Consider the following 18351-nt stretch of genomic DNA (forward strand, 5'->3'; position numbering starts at 1 on the left):
CCCCTTGCCGGGCGCCTACGAGGCCGCTCGCCGTGAGGCCCTTCTCAGGTGCCTTCACTCGTCCTCGTTGGCCGTGGCGGCCCGGATGCCGCCCAGGCTCAGCAGCTCCCGCAGCCGCCGTTCGATGGCATCGGCCACCTCGGGGTGCTGCACCAGGTACTCCCGCGCGTTCTCCCGGCCCTGGCCGATGCGGGTGTCCCCGTAGGAATACCAGGCGCCCGCCTTCTCGATGATGCCGTGCTGGGTGGCGATGTCCAGCAGGTCGCCCTCCCGGGAGATGCCCTTGCCGTAGAGCAGGTCGAACTCCGCCTGGCGGAAGGGTGGGGCGACCTTGTTCTTCACCACCTTGGCCCGGGCGCGAATCCCGATCATCTCCCCGCCCTGCTTGAGCGTCTCCACCCGGCGTACATCCAGCCGAACCGAGGCGTAGAACTTCAGGGCCCGCCCGCCGGGCGTCACCTCGGGATTGCCGAACATCACCCCCACCTTCTCCCGGATCTGGTTGATGAAGATCAGGCAGGTCCTGGACTTGGCGATGGCTCCGGTGAGCTTGCGCAGGGCCTGGGACATGAGCCGGGCCTGGAGGCCCACGTGGGCGTCGCCCATCTCCCCTTCGATCTCCGCTCGGGGCACCAGGGCGGCCACCGAGTCGATGACGATCACGTCCACCGCGCCGCTGCGCACCAGGGCTTCGGCGATCTCCAGGGCCTGTTCGCCCGTGTCCGGCTGGGAGATCAGCAGGTTGTTGATGTCGACCCCGAGATTTTCCGCGTAGACCGGGTCCAGGGCATGCTCGGCGTCGATGAACGCGGCCACCCCTCCGGACCGCTGGGCGGACGCCACCACGTGGAGGGCCACGGTGGTCTTGCCCGACGCCTCCGGCCCGAAGATCTCGATGATCCGGCCCCGGGGCATGCCGCCGACTCCCAGGGCGATGTCAAGAGCCAGGGAGCCGGTCGGGATGACCTCGACGTTCAGGCGCGCCGAGGCTTCTCCCATGCGCATGATGGAGCCCTTGCCGAACTGCTTCTCGATCTGGTTGAGGGCCATCTCCAGGGCCCGCTCCCGCTCGATCATGGGCGTCGCCTCCGTCTCCGGCCGCACCCGAGCCCGCAGGTCACGGCCTGCCGAATCCCGCCATGGATTTCCAGTTTCTACCTTACCGTGGGGCAGGGGGCTCGTCAAGGCCGGCGGCCGCCTCCCCCAAGGGCCAGCGGTGCAGCGGCGTGTACACCGGCCCGCCAGGATGCAGCTGGCTGCGGAACAGGACCATGGCCCGCACGGGCAGCCGGCCCCAGTCCTGTTGCCGCACCGCCGCGGCATGGGGCCAGTGGTCGAGGTCGATCCAGCCGCCACGGACCCGGGCCAGGGTGATGTGGGCCTGGAAGGGCTGTTGCACCGGATCCAGGTCGGGCGCCACCGCCAGCAGCTGCGTCTCCAGGCTGGCCGCCAGGGCGGCCAGCGCGGCGGCTCCCTCACCCACTCCGGCCCACAACGTGCGGGCCCGGCCGGCAGCGGGAAAGCCGCCGACCCCTCGTACCTCCACGTCCAGCGGGGCCGCCTCCCGCGCCGCCCTCGCCCCGGCTGCCACCAGGGAGGGAATGCTGGCCGCGGGGCGGTTCCCCAGAAACCGCAAGGTGATGTGCAGGTCCCCGGGGCGGACCCACTTGAGCCCGGGCCGCTGGCGGCGGGCCGCGGCCATCCAGGCCTGCAGCGCCCCGGCCACCGGGCCCGTCACGGGCACGGCGATGAACAGCCGCCAGTGGTCTTCGCCGTCCCCGCCGGCCGCGATGCGGGCCGGCATGGGGATGCGGGCCGGCACAGGCCGGGACCCGCCGTCCGCCCGAGCGGCCGCGACCGGTCGCGGGGCGGCCGCGTTCGTCCCCTCCGCCGGCAGGGACTGCCGGTTCCTGTCGATGGCCGCCACCTCCAGACGGGCTCGGGCTGGCGGGGCCGGCGAGCGACCCTGCGGCAAGACCGCGCACCTCCCCGGCGGGCCCGGCACCGAACAATAGTTTGACATGCCGGCGTCGAATCCTGCGCCGGAGGCAACCTGCATCCCGTGGCGCTCCGGGGCGGCGGGGTGCGGGGCAGCGGAGGCTAGGCGGCCGGCCGGAGGCCGGTCCGGCGGGCGGTCCGGGCGTCGTCAGGGGCCGTCGCCGCCGCCCGCGGGCAACTCCTCCAGGGGCAGGGAAGGCCGTTCCCGGAAGGAGACGGGAGCATCCGGCCGGCCGTCCACCACGTAGCGCTGCAGGGTGAAGCCCGTGGACGCCAGGCGAAAGACCTCGACAGCGTCGACGGCGATGGGCACCCAGCCCGGAGCGTCGCCCGGCGCCGGCACCAGGGTCAGCAAGAGCAGGCCGTACGGGATCTCCCGCGGCGCGGTGAGGCCGCGCAGGCCGGCGGCCCCCGTGGAACCCGGGTTGAGGAACAGGCCCTGCGGGGTGTCGTCCACCCGCTGGACGTGGGTGTGGCCGCTGACCAGGACGGGGACCCGTCCCCGGAACCGGCCCGCCACCACGGGGTTGTGGACCACCAGGATGTCCGGGCGCCGCGGCGCCGTCTGGAGGAGGCTCTCCAGCGCCCCCACCTGGGCTTCGATCTCCGCCGGCCGGCCCATGGCGGGGGACACGCGGTGACTGGCCGGATCCCGGCTGGCGGCCAGGAGCAGCCCGCCGGGCAGGGTGACCAGGCCGTCCTCCAGGATCTGGACACCGGTCTGGGTTGCCAGGGCGCCGAGCGACTGGGGAGAGTCGTGGTTCCCCGGCACCAGGTAGTAAGGAACCTCCAGATCGGCCAGCTCGGCCACCAGGCGGGCTTCCGGCGCGGTGCCCCAGTCCGCCACGTCGCCCGCATCCAGGATCAGGTCGGGACGGAAGCTGGCGGCCATCTCCCGGATCAGCCGGACCCCTGCCGGGTTGTTGTGCAGGTCCGAGACGACGAGCACCCGCAGGCTCTCGTCCTGGGGCACCACCGCCTGCTGGACCTCGATCCCCTGGTAGAGGTCGTTCAACCGGCCCACCAGCACCTCCATCTGGCGGCTGAAGGCCTCCACCTTGGCCGGGGTGCGGGTGAACACGTCCAGCAGCCAGGGCGCCGCGGTGATGGCGCCGCTGTACTCCGCCTGGCGGAAGGCGCCCGGATCGTAGGTCTGCTGCGTGGCCACCACCAGGCCGCCACCGACCAGCAGGCCCACCGCCGCCCCCACGCCGATCCGGCGCCAGCGCCGCCGAGCCAGGACGAACCCGGCCAGCCCGCCGCCCAGGACACCCAGCAGGACCAGGCGCAGGGCAAACCGGCGCGCCACACTGCCGACCTGCTGGCGCAGGCTGTCCACCAGGCCGCGGGTGCCCCGGTGCTCCAGCAGCCGGCCCAGGGTCGGGATATCGACGGTCTCCAGCCGCACCTCGAGCTCCAGGGGAGCGGCGTGGGTGGCTGCGCGCACCCGGCCCAGGGGCGGGATGGCCACTTCGGTCAGCCCCTGCCATGCCGGACGGGCCGCCACGGCCACGCCGAAGGGGCCCAAGCTGACCCGGGCGGCCGAACCGGCCACCATGGCCAGGTAGGCCCCGGCGGCAGCCGCCAGGATCACGACCAGGCGCCGCTGCCACAGGCGCAAGACCCGCGATGGCGCAGGCCGCGGGGAATTCCCTTGCCTGCCCGGCAAGCCCGCTCCTCCCCTCACGGGCGCCCCGCCGCTCCGGCCGGCCGGTGGGTGGCACCCCCGCCCACCCGAACGCCCCAGGCCACAGCCATCCCGCAGCACCCGCCCGGCAGGATCGCCGGACGTGCCGGCGGCCCCCGCCAGCCTTCCGGCGGCCGCTCCTCACCGGGTCGCGAGGCCGGGCCGGTACCCGCCGGCCGCGGAGCGGGAGGGTCCGACCTGGCGGGCCGGGCGCCCTTCCTTCGACTCTGGCACCGTGCCATGCTTACCGTGACCGTTACCTGAAACATCATCATCTGCTTCAGGCAGCCGATTCTTGCGGATCGGCGGTGCCGGTCTTACCCGGCCATGCGCCGGTGCCGGCTTCCCGCTTCCTCCGGGATCGCCTGCCTTGCGGCAGGTCTTCCATCCCGTCCACGGGCGTTTTCCGTCTCCGGACCACTCCCGGCGACGGCGGCCGCCAGGGCCGCGAGATTGCGGGCTGCGTTTTCGTCCCGGTCGAGCACGAGCCCGCATTCCTCACAGCGGAAAACGCGCTGCGAAAGCGGCAGCGACGGCTTGACCGCACCGCACCGCGAGCAACGCTTGCTGCTGGGATCGAAGGGCGGCGCTTCGACCAGGACCGCCCCGAGCCAGGGACACTTGTAGCTGAGCTGGCGGCGGATCTCCGCCAGGGCCGCATCGGCCAGCACCCGGGCCCGCCGCCGGTTCTTCAGCATGCCCGCCCCGGCACCCATTGACACCGGTGGCCGCACCTGGTTAGGGAGGGCCGCACCGGGGACGGGTGGAAGGGCCGGCAGCGGGGTCCCGACACCGCCGGGATCGTCGGGGGATGGCGGCTCCGTCCGGCCCGGCGGGCCGGGGACGTCCGGGAAGGGTTTGTGGGGAAGCCGCGGGAGGGATGCACGGTGGGCCGCGCGGGCCGGTCCGGCAATGGACCCCCGGCGGGACGCCGGGGCGCGGGGCCCGTCAGGCCGGGCCCCCGGCCCCGGCGTTCCCGGCCTCCAGGCCTTCCACCAGGGCCCGGTAGAGCAGCAGCAGGGCCGCCTGGGCCGAGCGGGTCTTGACGGTGTCACGGTCGCCCAGGAAGCGGTGGCGTTCCACCCGGCTTCCTCCCGGGCCGGCGACGGCCACGTAGACGGTGCCCACCGGCTTTTCCGGCGTACCGCCGCCCGGACCGGCGATGCCCGTGGTGGCCACGCCCCAGTGGGCTCCGAACATGCGCCGCACGCCCGCCGCCATGGCCCGGGCCACCACCTCGCTCACCGCGCCGTGGGCCGCCAGGTCGTGGGGGCTGACCCCCAGGGCCAGCACCTTGGCGGCATTGGCGTACGCCACCACGCCGGCCAGGAAGTAGGCGGAGCTTCCCGGCACGGCGGTGAGGCGGTCGGCCACCCGCCCGGCGGTGCAGGACTCCGCCACCGCCACCGTTTCGGCCCGCCGCCTCAGCAGCTCCCCCACCACCGCCTCCAGGGTCTGGTCATCCTCGCCGTAGACGTGGATGCCCAGGCGCTGGCGGATGGCCGCGGCCACCGCCTCCAGCTCGGCCAGGGCGGAGGCGGCGGCCGCCTCCGGTGAGGGCGACGCGCCCGCGCTGGCGGCGGGCGCCCCGGGGTCCCGCCCCGGCGCGCCGCCGGGTTCTGCCCCGGGAGGAAGGGGCACCTTGGCCGCCAGCCGCACGTGGACCTCCCCGTCCCTGGCGTAGGTGGCCAGGGTCACCCGCTGCTGCCGGGCGAACAGGTCCGCCAGCCGGTGCTCCACCTCGCTCTCCCCGAGCCCCGCGACCCGGAGCACCCGCCGCACCAGGCGCATGCCTCCCGCCCGGCGGCTCCACCGCTCCAGGTAGGGGACCAGCGGGCCGTCCACCATGGGGCGCAGCTCCCGGGGCGGCCCGGGCAACGCGACGAACCAGCGGCCACCCTCCCACTCCAGGACGAATCCCGGGGCGGTGCCGTTGGGGTTGGGAAGGATGGCGCTGCCCGCCGGGAAGAGCGCCTGCTTGCGGTTGCCCGGGGCCATGGACCGGCCCCGGGCGGCGAAGTAGCGCTCGATCCCCTCCAGCACACCGGCGTCCAGGACCAGGGGACGGCCCGTCACCCGGGCGATGGCCTCCCGCGTGAGGTCGTCGCCGGTGGGGCCTAGGCCGCCGGTGACGATGACGACGCCCGCCCGGCCGGCGGCCTGGCGCAGGGCCGCCTCCAGCCGGGCGGGGTTGTCGCCCACGGTGACATGGTGGTAGACGTCGATGCCGTACTCCGCCAGCCGCTGGGAAAGAAAGGCGGCGTGGGTGTTGAGGGTTTCGCCCAGCAGCAGTTCCGTGCCCACGCAGACGATCTCAGCGTTGAGGCCGGCCCCGGTCCCCCCGGCGCCGGCCCCGCCCGTGCCGGTGCCCGTGCCGTCCCGCGCTGGCCCGTCCATGTCCATCCGTCGCCCCCTGCCCATCCCGGTGACCGGCCCGCCCCCGCGGCGCTCTGCCCTTGGGACCGTCCCTTCAATCGCCGGCCGTGTCCTGCGGCGCGCTGCGCCGGCCCCGGGGGCCGGGTTCGTCCCGGCCGGAACTGCCGTCCTGCGGCCCGCCGGACCCCTCCGGCCGCGGGCCGCCACCCGCCGGTCCGCCGTCCCGCGGGCCCGGGCCGCCGCCGGCGGCTTCCTCCGCGGTGCGGCCCGCGGCGCCGCCCGGCAGGGGCGGCAGGCCCACCAGCCGCCGGAACTCGGCCGAGGTCAGCCGCTCGCGCTCGAGCAGGGCCTCGGCCGCCGCCCGCAGCCCGTCGCTGAACTCGCCCAAAAGCGCCCGGGCCCGCAGTTCCTGGCGCCGCAGCACCCGGCTCACCGCCCGGTGCAGCGCCGCGGGCGGCAACACGTCCCGGGCCACCACCCCCAGGGGTGTCATGCCGTCTTCCACCATGCGCCGGGCCAGTTCCACCGCCTGCTGGAAGTCGGCGGCGGCGCCGGTGCTGGGCCGCCCCAAAAGCAGCCTCTCGGCTTGCGAACCGGCCAGGGCGATGCAGATGGTGTCCTCCATCTGGTCCTGGGTCTGGAGGAACCGGTCCTCGTCGGGGCGCTGGCGCTCGTAGCCCAGCGCCTGCCCCCGCGAGGCGATGGTCACGCTGGCCACCGAACCGGGGCGCAAGAGCTCGGCCACCAGGGCGTGGCCGCACTCGTGCACGGCGATCCGCCGCCGCTCCTCCTCCCCGGGCCGCCGGTCCAGGCGCTCGCCCATCATCACCTTTTCGATGGCCTCGCGCAGGTGCTCCATGGTGATGGCCGGCGCTCCCGCCCGCATGGCCAGGATGGCGGCCTCGTTGCACACGCTCTCCAGGTGGGCGCCGGAGAAGCCGAAGGTCTCCTGGGCCACCTGGCCCAGGTCGACGTCCGCGGCCAGGGGCTTGCCGCGCATGTGGATGCGCAGCACCTGCTCCCGCGCCTCCCGGTCGGGCAGCTCGACCCGCACGATGCGGTCGAACCGGCCGGGCCGCAAGAGGGCATCGTCCATCAAGTCGACCCGGTTGGTCGCCGCCATGACCAGCACCTGCACGTCGTCATCGGACCCGATGCCGTCCAGCTCCACCAGCAGCTGGTTCAGGGTCTGGTCGTACTCCAGGTGCGAGGTGTGCCGGCCCCGCTTCCCCGCCAGCACCTCGATCTCGTCGATGAACAGGATGGCGCTCTGCTTGCCCTGGCGCCGCGCCAGCCGCCGCACCTCCGCGAAGACCTCCCGCACCCGCTGGGCGCCGACCCCCGCGTACACCTCGACGAAGGCCGAACCCGAGGTGGCCAGGAAGGCCGAGTCGGTGTAGGTGGCCGCCGCCTTGGCCAGCAGGGTCTTGCCGGTGCCCGGCGGTCCCGCCAGCAGGATGCCCTTGATGGGCCGGATGCCGAAGCGCTGCGCCTCCTTGGGCCGGCGCAGGAACTCCAGGGCCTCCTTCAGCTCCTGCTTGGCCGCCGCCTGCCCGCCGATGTCGTCGAAGGTGACGCCCGTGGACTCGACGGCCCGCGCCGCCGGCCCGCGCCCCGTTGCCGGCAACAGGCCCGACCGGAACACGTAGAGCAGCACGCCGGCCAGCACCAGCAGGGGCAGCCACTGGGCCAGGGGCAGCCGCAGGAGGAAGAAGGCCAGCACCCCGGCCCCCACGCCGACGGCGATCTCCAGCCAGCGCTCCTTCACCGGGCCGTCACCTCCTGCTCCGGCCGCAGGGGCATGACGGAATACAGGACACCGTCGCCGCGAGCCAGCTCCAGGTAGAGGAACTCGGCGTCGACGTACAGCCGCGCGCGGTCGAGGCCCAGGCGCCGGCCGGCGGCTTCCACCTGGCGGGCGGCTTCGGCATAGTCGCCCCGGCTGCGCCCTTCCTCTACGTAGTAGCTCACCTCGTAGAACGCCTGCTCCAGCTCGGGCGTCCGGCGGTCGGCCAGCTCCAAGTCGTACTGGCCGGGACCCAGGCGCCGGTCAGCCCGCTCCCGCAGTTCCCGGTAGGTGGCGGGGAAAAGGTCCACGCTGCCCAGCTGGACGCGCACGTGCCAGCGGCCGGCATCCCGTTCCACCGCCACCGCCGCCACCCCGGGCACGCCGGCCAGATCCCGCTCCAGGGGCGCTGCCTTGGCCTGTTCCTGGTAGAACAGGCTGGCCAGCAGGAGGACCCCCAGGGTGATGGCCGCGGTCAGGGCCACCCAGCGGATTTCCAGCGGTCGTCCAAACATGCGCTTCAACCCCATCGTCGCCCCAGCAGCCGCTCTGGGCGATGCCGTGATCAACGAACCGGGGAACATCCCGTTCCCACCGGGGTGCATCGATTCAGAAGCGGCGAAGGCCGCCGCACCGGGTACGAGAAGCGGCGCTGGATCGCGGTCAAGCAGCGTAAAAGGCACGAAGAGAGGTCAACAAACCGTCAACAGGCAGGTTCCATTATACCACCTGTGGGGCGCCTGGCCCGGTGGCCGGCGCCGCGGCGGCCGGCACAAACTCCGGCATCACCGGGACCGCCTGCCACCCTGCCGCCATGCAGGGCGACGGGCTGCGTGGCGTCGGGGGCATCGGGTGCGGGCTCCTGGGTCCGACATCGGCAGAGGGCATGCCTGGGGCGGCGGGTGTCGCGGGGGTGCTCGGGCCCGTGCCCGGCGGGTGCCGCAGCGGACGCCCGGCGGGGACGGTAGGCGACCTCCCCCTAGGGGCACCTGCGGCGGTCCCGGACCGGCGACACCCTGCCCCCCGCGGAGCCGCCCTACGCGGGTTCGACCGCACGGTACTCCCACGGCCCGGGCTGCCAGGAGGCCTGTCCGGCAGACCGTTCCCGCGCCTGGGCGGGAACCTGGGCCTCCAGATCCTCCGGCACCCACAAGTCCAGGGAGACGCCGGTGCCGAAGGACTCGTCGAGGATGGCGATGGCCTGTTCCTCCAGCCAGGCCCGGACCGGGCCGTAGGCCGCATAAGGCAATTCCAACCGCCCGCGCCGGCCCCGCCGGTAGGTGACGGGCCCGGCCGCCTGGACGGCGGCGGCGCAGGCACCGGCATAGGCCCGCACCAGCCCTGCAGCCCCCAGCTTCACCCCGCCGAAGTAGCGGGTGACGAGCACGGCCACCTGGACCAGGCCCGCCCGCTCCAGGACATCCAGCACGGGACGGCCGGCGGTGCCGGAAGGCTCACCGGCGTCGCTGCACCACCGCCACTCGCCCCGGAACCCCGCGATGAAGGCGGGCACGTTGTGGGTTGCCCGGGGGTGACGGGCCCGAACCTCTTCCAGCCAGGCCTCGGCCCCTTCCCGGCCCGCCACCGGGGCCACCCGGGCGATGAACCGGGAGCGCCGGATCTCCAGCTCCACCTCGGCCTCCCGGGTCACCGAGCGGAAGGCGGGCGGATCCGCCGCCGTGGCCGGCCAGGTGGGCGTGCCGCCCGGGCCCGGCACCGCCGCCCCGCGCCCTGTCACCGCCCGGAGCCCCCTGCCGGTCCCGGTGCCGGCGCTGCACCCGGCTCCCGGCCGGCGGCAGGGCTGCCTTCCGCCGCCCATGCCCGGGGGGCGGCTGGCACCGGGCTGGCGGTACGACCGGCGCCGGAAGCGCCGATGCGGCCCGCGCCGGAGGCGTCGATGCAGCCGGCGTCCGGCGCGCCGGCGTGACGGCCTGCGCCCGCTGCCCGTTCCGGCGGCATGCCCGGAGCATGGGCCGACGCAGGGATCGCCGGCAGGGTGCCGGGTTCGTCCCCGGGGGGATCGAGGAACACCAGCTGGTGCCCTCCCGGCCAGGGCGCCCGCAGGAGGGATCGCAGCCAGCGCTCGCCGTAGCGCATCAGATAGGGGAAGACGTTGTGCACCCTCTCCTGGGGCTGGCCGGCAGGGCGCAGGCTGCCCTCCAGCCAGTCCAGGTCGCGGCCCGCCTCCCGCTGGCGCCGCCGGTGATGTTGCCAGGTCTTGCGGTGCAGGTAGTCGACCTGCATCAGGATCCGGCCCAGGTTGTCCTGGCCCAGGGAGCGCAGCTCGGGCCGCACCCGCTCCAGATCGTCCAGCAGGGCGGCGTAGAGGTCCTTGAATTGTTGCCTGAGGGAGGCGAACCGGTGGTCGATGCCCACCGGATCCAGCTCCTGCAGCACCCGCCGGCGCAGGCCCGCCGGATCGGCCAGCACCTCGCCCACGGTGGCCCGGTACCGTCCCAGCCGTTCCACCGCCGCCGGCTCGACCAGGGTGAAGCCGGGCCGGGGCAGCACCACCGGCATCTCCAGGCCGAACAGGGGGTAGACATCGCGCAGCTGGGCCAGGTAGAGCGCCTCGCCGGGTCCGACCACGAAGCCCACCACCGGCAGGAGCCAGTCCTGCACCAGGGGACGCAGCACCACGTTGGGGCTGAAGGCCTCGGGCCGGCGCTCCAGTTCCCGCGCCAGGTCCGCCGGGCTGAAGGCCAGCCGGCCGTGCCGGTCGGCGAAGCGGCCGTCCTGCCAGAGCAGGGCGGCCCGGCGCCGCCCATCGAAGTAGAACAGGTTGGCATGGGCGGGATCCACGTCCAGACCGGGCCGGTAGCCCCGCCGCTGGAGCCGCTGGGCTGCCGCCGCCAGCTCCCGGTGGATCGCCTCCCGCCGCACCACCGCGCGCTGGAACAGGGGCCGGCTCAGGCGCCGCAGGACCGGATCCATGGGATCCAGGATCACCAGCCCGTCCCGGGAGAACAGGCGCGCCAGCAGGCGGCCCACCCACTGGCCCAGGTTCTGCGAGCGCTGGCGCGCGTCTTCCAGCACCTGGACCACCGGGTGGCCCGCGGGAACGCCCGCCAGGCGTGCCATCTCCGCGATCAGGGCGCGGGCGGCCGGCACCAGCGGCAGGGTGCCTACCGGCGGCTGGCCGCCGGCGCGGGCGGCCGGAAAGGGCAGCGCCAGCCGGTGGAGCCGGCCGCGGTCGTCCAGCATGTGGAGCTGGTTGCACTCGGCCAGGTCGTGGTCCTCGGTGGCCAGCCAGAACACGGGGACCACCGGCCGGTTGAGGGCGCCGGCCAGCCGTTGCGCCCACCGGATGATGCCCAGCGCCTTGTACACCGTGTAAAGCGGCCCCGTGGCCAGGCCCGGCTGCTGGCCCCCCACCACCACCAGGGCCCGCGGATCGGCCAGCCGGCGGGCGGCCTCGAGGGCCGGTTCTTCCGCATCCAGGGCCGCGTTGTAGGCCGCCAGCGCCTGGGCCACCGCCTCCCGAGGCGGCCGGTGGGGAAGCCGCTCCAGGACCTGGGCCCGGCGGGCGAAGGCCGACTCGTCCTGGGGGTTGTAGTGAAAGAAGGGACGAACCCGCTCGAAATCCCGCTGATAATGAACGAAGAAATCGGGATATACCCATTCCAGCTGTTCCAGGGGCTGAATCTGCACCGGCCGGTCCCTTCCCCTCGTCAACATTGGTCGCCCCCGCCGGTCTTGGGGGGCCGCCTTCCCCTTCTTCGCCGGGGGCGGGGGGAAGCCTGCCCGCCGGCCGTGACCGGCCCCGGGGGCCGGCTGCGGGGTGCCCTGGGCGCCACGGCGGCAGGGAAGGCGCTCCCGGCAGCGAACGGATATTCGCTGGAGGTGGCCTCCGTGCCCTTGAACCTGAGCCAGGTGCTGGACCAGCTGCGCACCGACCCCGCCTGGGTCGCGGGGATCCAGGCCTGGGAGGTGGAACCGGCCTGCCCGGGCCGCTTCGCACCGCCGCCGGAGGCCCTGGACCCGCGGCTGGTGGACTGGCTGGACCGGCGCGGCATCGCACAGCTCTACAGCCACCAGGCAGAAGCCGTCGCCGCCAGCCTGGCCGGCGAGGACGTGGTCGTGGTGACGCCCACCGCCTCCGGCAAGACCCTGTGCTACACCCTGCCCGTGCTCCAGCGCATGCTGGAACGGCCGTCGGCCCGGGCGCTGTTCCTGTTCCCCACCAAGGCCCTGGCCCAGGACCAGTATGCGGCCCTGCAGGAGGCCATCGACCAGCTGGGCCTCGACCTCAAGGCCTACACCTACGACGGCGACACGCCCGAAGCGGCGCGGCGCGCCATCCGGGCTGCGGGGCAGGTGGTGATCACCAACCCGGACATGCTGCACGCGGGCATCCTTCCTTACCATACACGCTGGGTCAACCTCTTTGAGAACCTGGAGTACGTGGTGGTGGACGAGCTCCACCATTACCGCGGCGTGTTCGGCAGCCACGTGGCCAACGTCCTGCGCCGGCTCTTCCGCGTCTGCGCCTTCTACGGATCCCGGCCGCGGATCATCGCCTGCTCGGCCACCATCGGGAACCCCGGCGACCACGCCACCCGGCTCTTGGGGCGGCCCGTGCGGGTGATCGGCGAAAGCGGCGCCCCCCGCGGGGAGCGGCACGTGATCGTGTACAACCCGCCGGTGGTCAACGCCCAGCTGGGCATCCGGCGCAGCGTGCTGCAGGAGGCGCGCCGCTGGGCCGAGCGGTTTCTGAAGAACGGCATCGCCACCATCGTGTTCACCCGCAGCCGGCTGTCGGTGGAGGTGCTGCTCACCTACCTGCGCCGGGCCATGGGCGAGCAGGGCCACCGGGTGCGGGGCTACCGCGGCGGCTATCTGCCCAACCAGCGGCGGGAGATCGAGCGGGGGCTGCGCTCGGGGGAGGTGCTGGGGGTGGTGGCCACCAGCGCCCTGGAGCTGGGTATCGACATCGGGTCCCTGCAGGCGGCGGTCCTGGCGGGCTACCCCGGCAGCGTGGCCAGCTTCTGGCAGCAGGCGGGGCGCGCCGGCCGGCGGCACGGCGGGGCGGTGGCGGTGCTGGTGGCCTCCTCCAGCCCCCTGGACCAGTACATCGCCCGCCACCCGCGCTTTTTGCTGGACCGGCCCGTGGAGGCGGCGTTCATCCATCCCGACAACCTCTACATCCTGGTCAGCCACATCCAGTGCGCGGCCTTCGAGCTGCCCTTCCGGGCGGGCGAACGCTTCGGCGACCAGCCCGTGGACGACGTCCTGACCTTCCTGGAAGAGCAGGGACTGGTCCACCGGGCGGGCGACCGCTGGCACTGGATCAGCGACACCTTCCCCGCCCACGAGATCAGCCTGCGCTCGGCGGCGGAGGAAAACGTGGTGATCATCGACACCAGCCGGGGAGCCCGGGTCATCGGGGAGGTCGACCGCTTCTCGGCGCCGCTGCTGGTCCACGAGCAGGCCATCTACATCCACGAGGGGCAGCAGTACCAGGTGGAGCGCCTGGACTTCGCCGAAAACAAGGCCTACGTCCGGCCCGTCCAGGTCGACTACTACACCGATGCCCACCTGGCCGTCGACCTCAAGGTGCTGGACACCTTCGCCAGCCGCCCGGCTCCCGGCGGGACCGCCGCCCGGGGGGAGGTGGCCGTCATCGCCCGGGCCACCCTGTTCAAGAAGATCAAGCTCTTCACCCACGAGAACGTGGGTTGGGGCCGGATCCACCTGCCGGAGCTGGAGATGCACACCACCGCCTGCTGGCTGGCCCTGGAGGACGAACCGGCCGGCCTGGATCCGGCCGCCCTGCAGGCCGGCCTGCAGGGCATCGCCCACCTGCTGGGTCACCTGGCGCCCCTTTACCTGCTCTGCGACCGGCGCGACCTGGGCACCGTGGCCCAGCTGCGCTCGCCCTTCACCGGCCGCCCCACCCTGTTCCTCTACGACAGCTATCCCGGCGGGGTCGGCCTGGCCGACAAGGCGTATGACATCCTGCCCCTGCTCTGGCAAGCGGCCCTGGAGGCCGTGGACGCCTGCCCCTGCCAGGAAGGCTGCCCCGCCTGCGTGGGGCCGGAGACCGAGAGCGGGCCGGGCGCCAAGGCCGCGGCCCGCCGGCTGCTGGCCCGCCTGGCCGGGGAGGCGGTGCGGCCGTGAGCCGGCTGGAGCAGTTGCGGGCCCTGCGGGCCGCGGGCCGGCTGGTGCTGAAGGCCCAGCCCCAGGCTGCGCCCGCGGGCGCGGGAGAGGGAGCGGACGCGGAGGAAGGGCCGGCAGGCGGCGCGGCCGGCGGGCGGCGGGCTGCCGATGGGGGCGGTGCCGCCGGCCCGGCCGGGACCGGCGGCACGGGCGACCCGCAGCAAGCCGGCCGCCCCGCCGGGAGTGGGCCAGCCGATCCCGGCGCCGGTGGCCGTCCGGCGGCGCCGGCCGGCGGCCGCACCAGGGACCTGGACGGCAGCAGGACAAGCTGCCGGGAGGCGCCGGATCCTCCGCCTGGATCCGGCGGCCCCGCTCCCGAAGCGGCCGGCCTGCAGGCCATCGAGGGCGGGCACGGTACGGTCTGGCGCTGGCAGGTGGTGTACCCGGCCCACCACCGCCACGGCCACGGTCATCCCGCGGCATGGTTTGCGGACCTTGGCCGGTCCCTGGAGGTGCTGGCCGCCGTGGCGGGCCCCGCCGGGCGGCGCCAGGCCGCCCCTCCCGGTCCCGGCCAGCTGCTGTTCCTGGACCTGGAGACCACGGGCCTTGCCGTGGCCGCCGGCCACAGGCCCTTCCTGGCCGGGCTGGCCTGGTTTGGTCCGGCCCCGGCCGCCGCGGACGGCGGCGAACCTTCGCCGGCGGCGTACCGGGCCGGCACCGAAGGACGGGCCGGGGCAGCCGCCGCGGCCCCCCGCCGCCCAGACCCGGTGCCCGCCGGCGGCACCCCGGCCGCGGCCGGTTACGCTCTCTACCTCGAGCAGTACCTGGTCCCTGACCTGGAGCCGGAGACGGAAGCGGCATGGCTGGCTGCCCTGGCCCGCCGGGTGGAGGAACGGCCCTGGCTGGTCACCTTCAACGGCCGGGGTTTCGACTGGCCCATGCTGGAGACCCGGTGGCAATGGCACCGCCGCCCGGCTCCGCCCCTCAAGGCCCACTTCGACCTGCTCTACCCCGCTCGCCGCCTGTGGGCCGGCCCGGGATCCCGGGTCAACCTGCGGGCCCTGGAGCACCGCCTGCTGGGCTTCCTCCGCACGGGCGACATCCCGGGGGCCGAGATTCCGGGGCGGTACGGCCAGTTCTTGCGGGGCGGCGGCCCCGTGGACCTGCTCACCCCCGTCCTCCAGCACAACCGGCTGGACCTGCTGTCCCTGGTGGGTCTAGCCGCCTGGATCGGCGCCTGGCTCGCGGTGGGAGCCGCCACGCTGGAGCGGTGGGACGAGGCCCTGGCCGGAGGCCGGGAGTGGGAGCGGATCGATGCGGCCACGGCCACGACCTGGTACGAACGTGCCCTGGCCCTGGCCCCCGGCCGGGCGGCCGTGACGGCCGTCGCGCGGCGGCTGGTGCCCCTCTACCGGCGCCAGCGCCGCCTGGCCGAGGCCGCGGCCCTGCTGGCCGCCCTCTGCGACCCGCAACACCCGCTGGCTCCGCTGGACCCCTGGGTCGACCTGGCGGAGCTCTGGCTGCGGTTGCGGGACCTCCCCCAGGCGGCCCGGTACCTGGCCCAGGCGGAGCGGCTCTGGCAACGGCGGCAACGCTTGTGGCGGGGACAAGCCGGCTCGTCCCGCCCCGGCCTGCCCGCGGGCCCCCTGGGTCACCGGCTGGAGCGGCTGCGGCAGCAGCTGGCCGGCGGCGGTCAGGACCAGGCGCGGGCCCTCTGAGCGGCCCGCTTGTGGCCGGTCTTCAGGGCGCCGCCGGGCCGGCCTTCCCCAGCAGCGTGCTCAGGGTCACCGGCCGGAGGCCTCGCTGGGCCAGCTGGTCCAGGACCCGGGGCAGCGCCCGTGGCGTCTGGCGGGCAAAGTCGCTGGCCTGAAGCAGCAGGATGTCGCCGGGGCGGGCCTGCCCGGCCCGGTAGGCGATGTAGTCGGTGCCGGGGTTCATCCAGTCCTGCAGGTCAAGACTCCAGAGCACCGGCCGCACCCCCTGCGGGGCCCGGCCGGCGGGCCCGCCGGCCGGGCCGGGGGCACCGGCCGGTTCCAGCAGCCCCACCTGGGCCGGTCGCACGTAGCGGACGGGCTGCCCGGCGAGCCGGGCCAGCCGGGCCGCTTCTTCCTGCAGCCCCGGATCGGCGCCGCCCGCTCCCGGGCGGCCGCTCCTCCGGCCGGGGCCGGGACCGGGCGGGCCGCCCTCCAGAGCCGCCCCGGGCCGGAGCGGCTCGCGCAGCGCCACCTCGTGACCCGCCGCCACCATCTGCCGCACCAGGTCGGGATGCCCCTGCGCCCACAGCCCGGTGACGAAGAAGGTCGCCGGGGTGCGCCGCCAGGCCAGGGTGTCCAGCACCTGCAGGACCACCCTCTCGCCCTCCAGCACGTCGAAGGTGAGGGCCACCTGCCGTCCCTCCCCCGAGCCCCGGGTGAGGGCCGCCCTCTCCCCGCCGGCGGGTGCCGCCACGGGCCGGCCCGGACCCGCGTCCATGCCGTCAAGGGGTGGCCGTTCCCAGGGAAGGGTAAGCCGCGCCAGTCCGAGGACCGTCGCCAGACCCGCCAGGAAAAGGAGCCACGTGCGGCCTGAACGGCCCAGGGTGATGAACACCCCGCGTCCCCCCTCGTACCGTGGTTCCGTTCCGGCCCCGGGCCGCGGTTCCGTTCCAGGCCCGGGCGCCGCCTTACCAGGGCCACCAGCGGCGCCACCACGGTGCAGGATCCACGCCGGCCGCCGCCACCACCGCGGTACGGGCCAGGGGCACCCCGTCGAGCACCAGGGACGCGGTGCCCAGGCGTTGCCCGGCCGCCACGGGCGCTTCCACCTGCCGGGCCAGCTCAAGGACCCGCCGGACCCGGGGCACAAGGCCCGGCGGCACCAGGGCCGTCAGATCGCCCTCCAGGCGGGCTTCCACCGCCGGCTGGCGCCCGCGCGCCACGGCCACCTGCCCCACCCCGTCGCCGGCGCGGCCGCCCTGGGCCGGTGCGAACTGGTCAAAACCCCACTCAAGCAGGGCCCGGCTGTCCGCCCAGCGATCCCCCGAATCCAGCACGACGGCGATCAGGCGGCGCCCCTCAAGCTCTCCCGAGCTGACCAGGCACGGTCCGGCCGCGCCGGTCGTCCCGGTCTTCACCCCGCGGATCCACTCGTGATACCAGAGCAGCCGGTTGGTCGACGAGAGGATGCGGACCCAGTCACCGTCGCCGCGGCAGAGGACCTTCTCGGGCTGGCAGACCAGGCGGGCGAAGTAGTCGTTGGCCAGGGCGTAGCGCGTCATCACGGCCAGGTCGTAGGCGGAGGTGAAGTGGGCCGGGTCGTGAAGGCCGTGGGGGTTCGTGAAGTGGGTGTCCCGCAGGCCCAGGCGCAGGGCCGTCTCGTTCATCAGGCGGGCGAAGGCCGCCTCGCTGCCCGCGATGTGCTCCGCAATGGCCACCGCGGCGTCGTTACCGGACTCCAGCATCAAGCCCCACAGGAGTTCCCGCAGGCTGTACCGCTCGCCGGCCACAAGGTCCATGGTCGACCCTTCAGTGGCGGCGGCGTGCTCGCTGACCGTGACCACGTCGTCCAGGTTGCCGAACTCCAGGGCCACGATGGCGGTGAGGATCTTGGTGGTGCTGGCCGGTGCCCGGCGCTGGTGGGGGTTGCGGGCGAAGAGGACCTGGCCGCTGGCTTGATCCATCAGCACGGCAGCCGCCGCGTCGATGGACGGCGGTGGCGCCACCACGCCGCGCCACAGGGGTGCCACGCCCTCCGGCACCGGGGAGGGCGACCCCTGCAGCGCGTCCGCGACCGCCGCCCGCCGGGGGGACCGGCTCCCGCTCCCGCCCGCGGCCGGCACGGTGGCGGGCCCGATCGCCGTCCCGGGCCCGCCCGCCACGGTGCCCAGGGCCGGTTCGGGCTCCACGGGAGCCACGGCACCCAGGGCCGGCTCGGGCTCCACGGGAGCCACGGCGCCCAGGGCCGGCTCGGGCTCCACGGGAGCCACGGCCGGCCGGCCCGGCCACAGGTCGGAGGCCCGGGCCGGCGCGGGCAGCGCGGACACGGTTCCCACCAGCAGCAGGGTGAGCAGGGTAAGGAGGACCCGAAGCGCCCGCAGCCCCCGCCACAGCACCACCGGCCGGCCGGCATCCGGTCGCCGGAGCCCGGCCGCGGGCCGGCGGCGGCGCAGCCCCTGCGGGGTCCGGATCGCCGGCCGGCGCGCCCCACCGGCCGCCCCCACAGGTGCGGAAGGGATCGGGCCCGGGATGTCCGAGCCGGGCGGCGACGAAACACCGGCGTGCCTCACGGTGCCTGCCTCCCCGGGGGGTTGCTCCCGCCCCATGGGTATGGCAAGCCGCAGCCGGCTAGACCGGTCGCCGCCCGCCCGCGCCCGTCGTCCTGGCCCGGGGCGGTGGTTCCACCGCCCCGCGGGCACCCGCCCGTGGTT

At 74.8% G+C, this 18351-nt stretch carries 13 protein-coding genes; 2 read left to right on the forward strand and 11 right to left on the reverse strand.

Going from position 1 to position 18351, the window contains the following annotated elements:
- Nucleotides 1–54: 54 nt before the first annotated feature.
- From recA to bshC, 9 genes are all read right to left on the reverse strand, one after another.
- Nucleotides 55–1077 (reverse strand): recombinase RecA, encoded by a 1023-nt coding sequence (recA, locus tag ACZ5T9_RS08580; RefSeq protein ID WP_006904887.1) that lies wholly within the window; start codon nucleotides 1075–1077, stop codon nucleotides 55–57.
- Nucleotides 1078–1159: 82 nt separating this feature from the next.
- Nucleotides 1160–1975 carry an RNA 2',3'-cyclic phosphodiesterase gene (thpR, locus tag ACZ5T9_RS08585; protein ID WP_464832638.1) on the reverse strand — a complete coding sequence of 272 codons (816 nt, stop codon included), beginning with the start codon at nucleotides 1973–1975 and terminating at the stop codon, nucleotides 1160–1162.
- 171 nt (nucleotides 1976–2146) lie between these two features.
- Nucleotides 2147–3667 (reverse strand): metallophosphoesterase family protein, encoded by a 1521-nt coding sequence (locus ACZ5T9_RS08590; RefSeq protein ID WP_464832639.1) that lies wholly within the window; start codon nucleotides 3665–3667, stop codon nucleotides 2147–2149.
- Between the two features lie 335 nt (nucleotides 3668–4002).
- Nucleotides 4003–4401 carry a zinc ribbon domain-containing protein gene (locus ACZ5T9_RS08595; RefSeq protein ID WP_464834419.1) on the reverse strand — a complete coding sequence of 133 codons (399 nt, stop codon included), beginning with the start codon at nucleotides 4399–4401 and terminating at the stop codon, nucleotides 4003–4005.
- A 232-nt stretch (nucleotides 4402–4633) separates the two neighbouring features.
- Complete coding sequence (locus tag ACZ5T9_RS08600; protein ID WP_464832641.1) at nucleotides 4634–6088, reverse strand: competence/damage-inducible protein A; 1455 nt, start codon at nucleotides 6086–6088, stop codon at nucleotides 4634–4636.
- A gap of 67 nt (nucleotides 6089–6155) precedes the next feature.
- Nucleotides 6156–7829 (reverse strand): AAA family ATPase, encoded by a 1674-nt coding sequence (locus ACZ5T9_RS08605; RefSeq protein ID WP_464832642.1) that lies wholly within the window; start codon nucleotides 7827–7829, stop codon nucleotides 6156–6158.
- The gene (locus tag ACZ5T9_RS08610; RefSeq protein ID WP_464832644.1) at nucleotides 7826–8377 is read right to left on the reverse strand and encodes a hypothetical protein; all 552 of its coding nucleotides are present in this window, start codon (nucleotides 8375–8377) and stop codon (nucleotides 7826–7828) included. The genes ACZ5T9_RS08605 and ACZ5T9_RS08610 overlap by 4 nt, the downstream gene beginning before the upstream one ends.
- A 506-nt stretch (nucleotides 8378–8883) precedes the next feature.
- Nucleotides 8884–9585, reverse strand: a complete 702-nt coding sequence (locus ACZ5T9_RS08615; protein WP_464832646.1) for an IMPACT family protein — start codon at nucleotides 9583–9585, stop codon at nucleotides 8884–8886.
- Nucleotides 9582–11498, reverse strand: a complete 1917-nt coding sequence (gene bshC / locus ACZ5T9_RS08620) for a bacillithiol biosynthesis cysteine-adding enzyme BshC (protein WP_464832647.1) — start codon at nucleotides 11496–11498, stop codon at nucleotides 9582–9584. The genes ACZ5T9_RS08615 and bshC overlap by 4 nt, the downstream gene beginning before the upstream one ends.
- 201 nt (nucleotides 11499–11699) lie before the next feature.
- On the opposite strand from bshC, the gene ACZ5T9_RS08625 reads away from it, so the two are divergent.
- Nucleotides 11700–13967 carry a DEAD/DEAH box helicase gene (locus tag ACZ5T9_RS08625; protein ID WP_464832649.1) on the forward strand — a complete coding sequence of 756 codons (2268 nt, stop codon included), beginning with the start codon at nucleotides 11700–11702 and terminating at the stop codon, nucleotides 13965–13967.
- Nucleotides 13964–15664 carry a ribonuclease H-like domain-containing protein gene (locus ACZ5T9_RS08630; protein WP_464832650.1) on the forward strand — a complete coding sequence of 567 codons (1701 nt, stop codon included), beginning with the start codon at nucleotides 13964–13966 and terminating at the stop codon, nucleotides 15662–15664. The genes ACZ5T9_RS08625 and ACZ5T9_RS08630 overlap by 4 nt, the downstream gene beginning before the upstream one ends.
- A 22-nt stretch (nucleotides 15665–15686) precedes the next feature.
- On the opposite strand, the gene ACZ5T9_RS08635 is transcribed toward ACZ5T9_RS08630, so the two are convergent.
- Nucleotides 15687–16535 (reverse strand): polysaccharide deacetylase family protein, encoded by an 849-nt coding sequence (locus tag ACZ5T9_RS08635; RefSeq protein WP_464832651.1) that lies wholly within the window; start codon nucleotides 16533–16535, stop codon nucleotides 15687–15689.
- A gap of 73 nt (nucleotides 16536–16608) precedes the next feature.
- Nucleotides 16609–18210, reverse strand: coding sequence for a D-alanyl-D-alanine carboxypeptidase family protein (locus ACZ5T9_RS08640; RefSeq protein WP_464832652.1), 1602 nt, complete (start codon nucleotides 18208–18210; stop codon nucleotides 16609–16611).
- Nucleotides 18211–18351 lie beyond the last annotated feature (141 nt).

The sequence above is a fragment of the Thermaerobacter nagasakiensis genome, assembly GCF_055396825.1.

Bases quoted from the DNA above. Each gene is read 5' to 3' on its own strand.
- ACZ5T9_RS08610 (WP_464832644.1), bottom strand. From the start codon at position 8,377: ATGGGGTTGAAGCGCATGTTTGGACGACCGCTGGAAATCCGCTGGGTG.
- ACZ5T9_RS08600 (WP_464832641.1), bottom strand. From the start codon at position 6,088: ATGGACATGGACGGGCCAGCGCGGGACGGCACGGGCACCGGCACGGGC.
- ACZ5T9_RS08595 (WP_464834419.1), bottom strand. From the start codon at position 4,401: ATGGGTGCCGGGGCGGGCATGCTGAAGAACCGGCGGCGGGCCCGGGTG.
- recA (WP_006904887.1), bottom strand. From the start codon at position 1,077: ATGATCGAGCGGGAGCGGGCCCTGGAGATGGCCCTCAACCAGATCGAG.